Source organism: bacterium, assembly GCA_040754625.1.
GTDB lineage: Bacteria > JACRDZ01 > JAQUKH01 > JAQUKH01 > JAQUKH01 > JAQUKH01.
Genome location: JBFMCF010000076.1, coordinates 1 through 4,068, shown reverse-complemented (window position 1 = coordinate 4,068; position 4,068 = coordinate 1). Strand labels below are relative to the sequence as shown.

Here is a 4,068-nt window from a genome sequence, read left to right as displayed (position 1 = left end):
CCCATAAGTTCTTCACCCAGCCTGTTTAATTTACTTATTCCGCTTTTGCTTAAATTTAATTTCTGACAGAAACTTTTGCCTGAAATACCCAGCCGCTCTTTCCCGATATTGACCAATATTGCTTTTATATTGCCTAAACCTTTCTGGTTCTTTCCGTTTATTATTTTATGAGGCTCGACCTCATAATACTTTCCTATCCTGCTAATCAATTCATCTATATCCATCTTTTTTGCCGCTTCTTCCTTTTTCTCTGCATCTTTTAATATATCTTCTACGAAATCCCCGCTGCCTAATATTCTTTGATCATACATCTTGCCTATTATTACCTTTTACCAGCATTGCCTTCCCTATCCCACCCAGGCTCCTTATTAAACCTCCTCCGGACAAATCTTCTCTTTTCCCCTGCCTTATCCCGTCAAGAATAAATTCTTTGTATTGTTTTATGGCCAGTTTTTTGCTTTTGCCAAATCTGGTTAATATCTCTTTTGTATCCTGCCATTTAACTTCTTTATTCCCTATTAAGTTATAATGGCCCGTCCATCTAAATTTATCCAATTCTTCAATCGTCCTTAATATCCCAGCTCTTACTGGATTTAAATGAATGTATCTTACTAATTCCAATAAGTATTGTTCTTCTTCGCAGACGATTGATTTATATCTGCCCTGGTATAAATATCCTGCTCTTTTATGCCTTTTATTATACGATATTGCATACCCGGTTAATAATCTCCTCATTATATCGCTTAGAGGTTTCTTCCCTATTTTAATCAGTAAATGCGCGTGATTTGACATTAATACCCACGCATATATTTTTGCATCTGATTTTTTAAATACTTTTTCAATCCTATCTAAAAAATCCTTTTTATCTGGATCCGTTTCAAATATATTTTTTCTTTCAATCCCGCGTATTATTACATAATGTAATAAACCCGGGTAATCTATTCTTGGTCCTCTTGGCATTACGTCCTACGAGAAGTGGACTGTTTCAACTCCGTCCCCTATTTCCCTATTTCCCCTCCTATTTCCCTACTATTTCCCTATTTCCCTATTTTCCTATTTTCTCTATTTTCTATTTCTATAAATGTTCCATTAAATAATCCGCATCCTCCAATAAAATCTTTGCCCCGTCTTCTTTTATATGTTTCCCCTTCTGGGCTTCGACTTCATTTTTAAAGGCACTCAAAATATTCCGGGCAGTATCCTTCTTATCCTTATTTATCGCGTCCTCTATTGCCTCGATTTTCTTTAATAAACTATTTTCTATACCCTGGTTATCTATATCACCTAATTGAAAAAGAATCTGTACATCCTCTTTTAAAGAATCCAAAGTTACAATATGTTCAACTTTCGATGTTTCACGGGATGTTGTAATTGTAATAGGATAATCTGCTATAAGGTCTTCTCGTGTAACACCAGAAAAGCTGAAATCCATATCCTCAGATTTTTCTCCAGAAAGGCTAGGAAGCCCTATGCTAAAAGTTAATGTATAAGGTCCAACCCCTATCCCATAAGTCTGCAAAGAATATTTACCTTCCTCCATTTCATCTATAAATAATGTTTTACCCACCGGCTTTTCAGGCGGCGGGGTTTCACTCTCTTCTAAAATTGGATATATAACATCGCTTGCACCATAATATCCATTAAGATTATCATTCACAACAGTTTTTGTAATAGGGTCGTAACCTAATTTTTTTCCCAATGGATCAATTAATAAAAGCTCTACCGGACAATTGGCATGAATTTCCATCTGGCCTTTATTTTCTGTTTTCCGGACAAATCGTCTGAAACCTCCTGTCCCATTGCTGTCAAATACAGTATCAAATCTGTTATCATACGATTCCAGAGTAACTTTTGTCGTCGATGCCGGGTCATTAATTTTATAAGTCCCTGTTGTCTTCCCTTTAACCACCACAAAGTGTGTAGCAGAATATTCTCTCGGTACTTTCAAAATTACAGGATTATTATTTTTTAAATCATTATCCAATGTATCAAAACTATTGCCAATACCCTTGTATTCAACCTGGTCACTTGAATAATCTTTTACTTTTTTGCATATTATCCATCCACCTGGATCATATCCTTTATTTTTATTCATCCAGTTATTTAAATTTTTAGGATTTACCTCTGCACTGTCCGCTCCATAAGCCACTCCATAAAACCTTAAAACCATTACCAAATCCGTCAACACACAACCCAGATTTTTTATTTTATTCTTTGGCGGCCGGACACTGTCATAAACTTCATTTGCCCATCCCGTAGAATCATTGCCGTTCCAGCTCGTTGAATCCAGCTGGCTGTAATAAGGAACTGTAAGATCAATCTCCTCTCCCCCGATATTTATTGTCCACTCTTTGGTAAGTCTTACCCAGCCTGTCCCGCATGACGGCATCCCGTTACTGCAATAAATTACTTTAACTTTATAATTATGTCCGCCTCCTGCGGGATAAAAATGCCTGCGGGTATAGGTAGTATCAGCATCCGGCCACCATTCTTCATGTTTCACAACTCCGTCTTCATAGTAATAATAAGCAATCGCATAACCATTTATTTTTAATGTATTTGGAAAACATAAATTTGTTCCAACCAGGACAGTTGTATCAGGATGTGTAACAATAAGCTTCCCGTCCGATGTGGTCTCTGTTTGCATGGGCCCTACATAAGTGGAGTTTCCCCCGCATTCATCAGAACTTGAGTAAAAACCTTGAATGGCAAAACTGTCCCTGCCGGAACTTTGTTTATGGCACCTGCGGCACACATCGATATCTTCTGTCCAATTCGCACCGCAGTTGTCAGGAGGATTTATATTTTCTATCTTCTCCCCATTTTCCGTATAACCCGCATTACCAATCAAAAAAATTAATAAAAGAAGTATAAAATATTTTTTAATAATCTTATTAAATAACATTTTATTTGCCTCCTTATTTTATCTTAATTATTTTATTTCTAATCCTAAACTCCCCCCATTCAGGTTTTCTTGCCGGCGCAATTCACCCCGTGAAATAAGATTTGAGCCGTTTTTTTAGAAACATATGTCCATAATGTGTTTTTAAATACTTTTCACGTCTGGTTGCATCCTCACGTAATGTACATGCTTCATAATATATCAAAATCAGCTTACCCCTGTTTTTGGTGGATTCGACCATCCCTTTACAATGCTACTCAAATCTTAATTTTAAATTTGACGTAAACCCAATATACAATTTATTATCTTTTTTACTTTTTAAAATATATACATAATACATACGAATTTAAAATTATTTCACAGGGTAAATTTTATTTTCATAGTTTTTTGTAGGGGCAATTCACGAATTGCCCTCTTATTAAATTTATTTTGGGCGGTTCGTGAACCGCCCCTACATTCTTATTTATGCTGTTTTTGCAAAATCTAAAATTTTCGCTTGAGCTGACTCTAAAATGGAATCTCGAATAAAAGAACTCGCATCTAGTATCTCTATTCCTATTAATTCACCATTTTTATTTAACTCAGCTGTAATATTAGGACTTAACTCAATACTGTTAAATTCTTGTTCATCTGAAATAATGAGAGATAAGATATCTTCTTCTTTGAAATATTTCATTTTTGGTTTATTCATATATGAACCTCCCTGTTTTTAGACGAAAATTAACTTGCTGGCGCGTTGTGGCATGAATTGTGATTGGTATTATTTTGTTTTCTTTTTTCTCATATGGCAGCATAACCAATCGGCTATCGTGTTTACCGATTACAATCATTCGTTTTGTGACCGTATCAAAATACCTTTCAGCAGAATATCGTAATATATCTTCAATTTTAGAAAATTCAAATCCTCTTAAACCAATTTTATATTTGATATAATCAGACCAAACGATTGAAAATTGTTCAAAATTTTTCAAATCCGCCTCAGATTGATTTATATTATTATAATCTATTACTTCCCATCGGTCTACAATTTTGAAATATCTTCAAATCCCAAAAACTCTCCCCCCATTCAGGTTTTCTTGCCGGTGCGATCAATTTTATTTTCATGGTTTTTCACCTATTTAATTTTGAGTTTTGTATAAATCATTGATTATCTTTGATATAGTTAC

General features: G+C 34.9%; 6 protein-coding genes. All 6 read right to left on the bottom strand.

Going from position 1 to position 4,068, the window contains the following annotated elements:
* On the bottom strand, positions 1-311 hold a 311-nt coding region (locus AB1498_06870; protein ID MEW6088014.1), incomplete at its 3' end, for a hypothetical protein.
* Complete coding sequence (locus AB1498_06865; GenBank protein ID MEW6088013.1) at positions 304-960, bottom strand: transposase; 657 nt, start codon at positions 958-960, stop codon at positions 304-306. The genes AB1498_06865 and AB1498_06870, both read right to left, overlap by 8 nt.
* A 115-nt stretch (positions 961-1,075) precedes the next feature.
* Positions 1,076-2,905: a C39 family peptidase gene (locus AB1498_06860; GenBank protein MEW6088012.1), complete on the bottom strand. Its 1,830-nt coding sequence runs from the start codon at positions 2,903-2,905 to the stop codon at positions 1,076-1,078.
* A 250-nt stretch (positions 2,906-3,155) separates the two neighbouring features.
* Positions 3,156-3,242, bottom strand: a complete 87-nt coding sequence (locus AB1498_06855; GenBank protein ID MEW6088011.1) for a GIY-YIG nuclease family protein — start codon at positions 3,240-3,242, stop codon at positions 3,156-3,158.
* A gap of 123 nt (positions 3,243-3,365) precedes the next feature.
* Positions 3,366-3,593 carry a DUF2283 domain-containing protein gene (locus tag AB1498_06850; GenBank protein MEW6088010.1) on the bottom strand — a complete coding sequence of 76 codons (228 nt, stop codon included), beginning with the start codon at positions 3,591-3,593 and terminating at the stop codon, positions 3,366-3,368.
* A complete protein-coding gene (locus AB1498_06845; GenBank protein ID MEW6088009.1) occupies positions 3,586-3,873 on the bottom strand; it encodes a hypothetical protein in 288 nt (95 codons plus the stop codon). Before AB1498_06845 ends, AB1498_06850 begins: the two co-directional genes overlap by 8 nt.
* Positions 3,874-4,068: the final 195 nt, after the last annotated feature.

What these genes read in the sequence shown, in the direction of transcription:
- AB1498_06860 (MEW6088012.1), bottom strand. Translation starts at nt 2,905, where the DNA reads ATGTTATTTAATAAGATTATTAAAAAATATTTTATACTTCTTTTATTA.
- AB1498_06855 (MEW6088011.1), bottom strand. Translation starts at nt 3,242, where the DNA reads ATGTATTATGTATATATTTTAAAAAGTAAAAAAGATAATAAATTGTAT.
- AB1498_06850 (MEW6088010.1), bottom strand. Translation starts at nt 3,593, where the DNA reads ATGAATAAACCAAAAATGAAATATTTCAAAGAAGAAGATATCTTATCT.
- AB1498_06865 (MEW6088013.1), bottom strand. Translation starts at nt 960, where the DNA reads ATGCCAAGAGGACCAAGAATAGATTACCCGGGTTTATTACATTATGTA.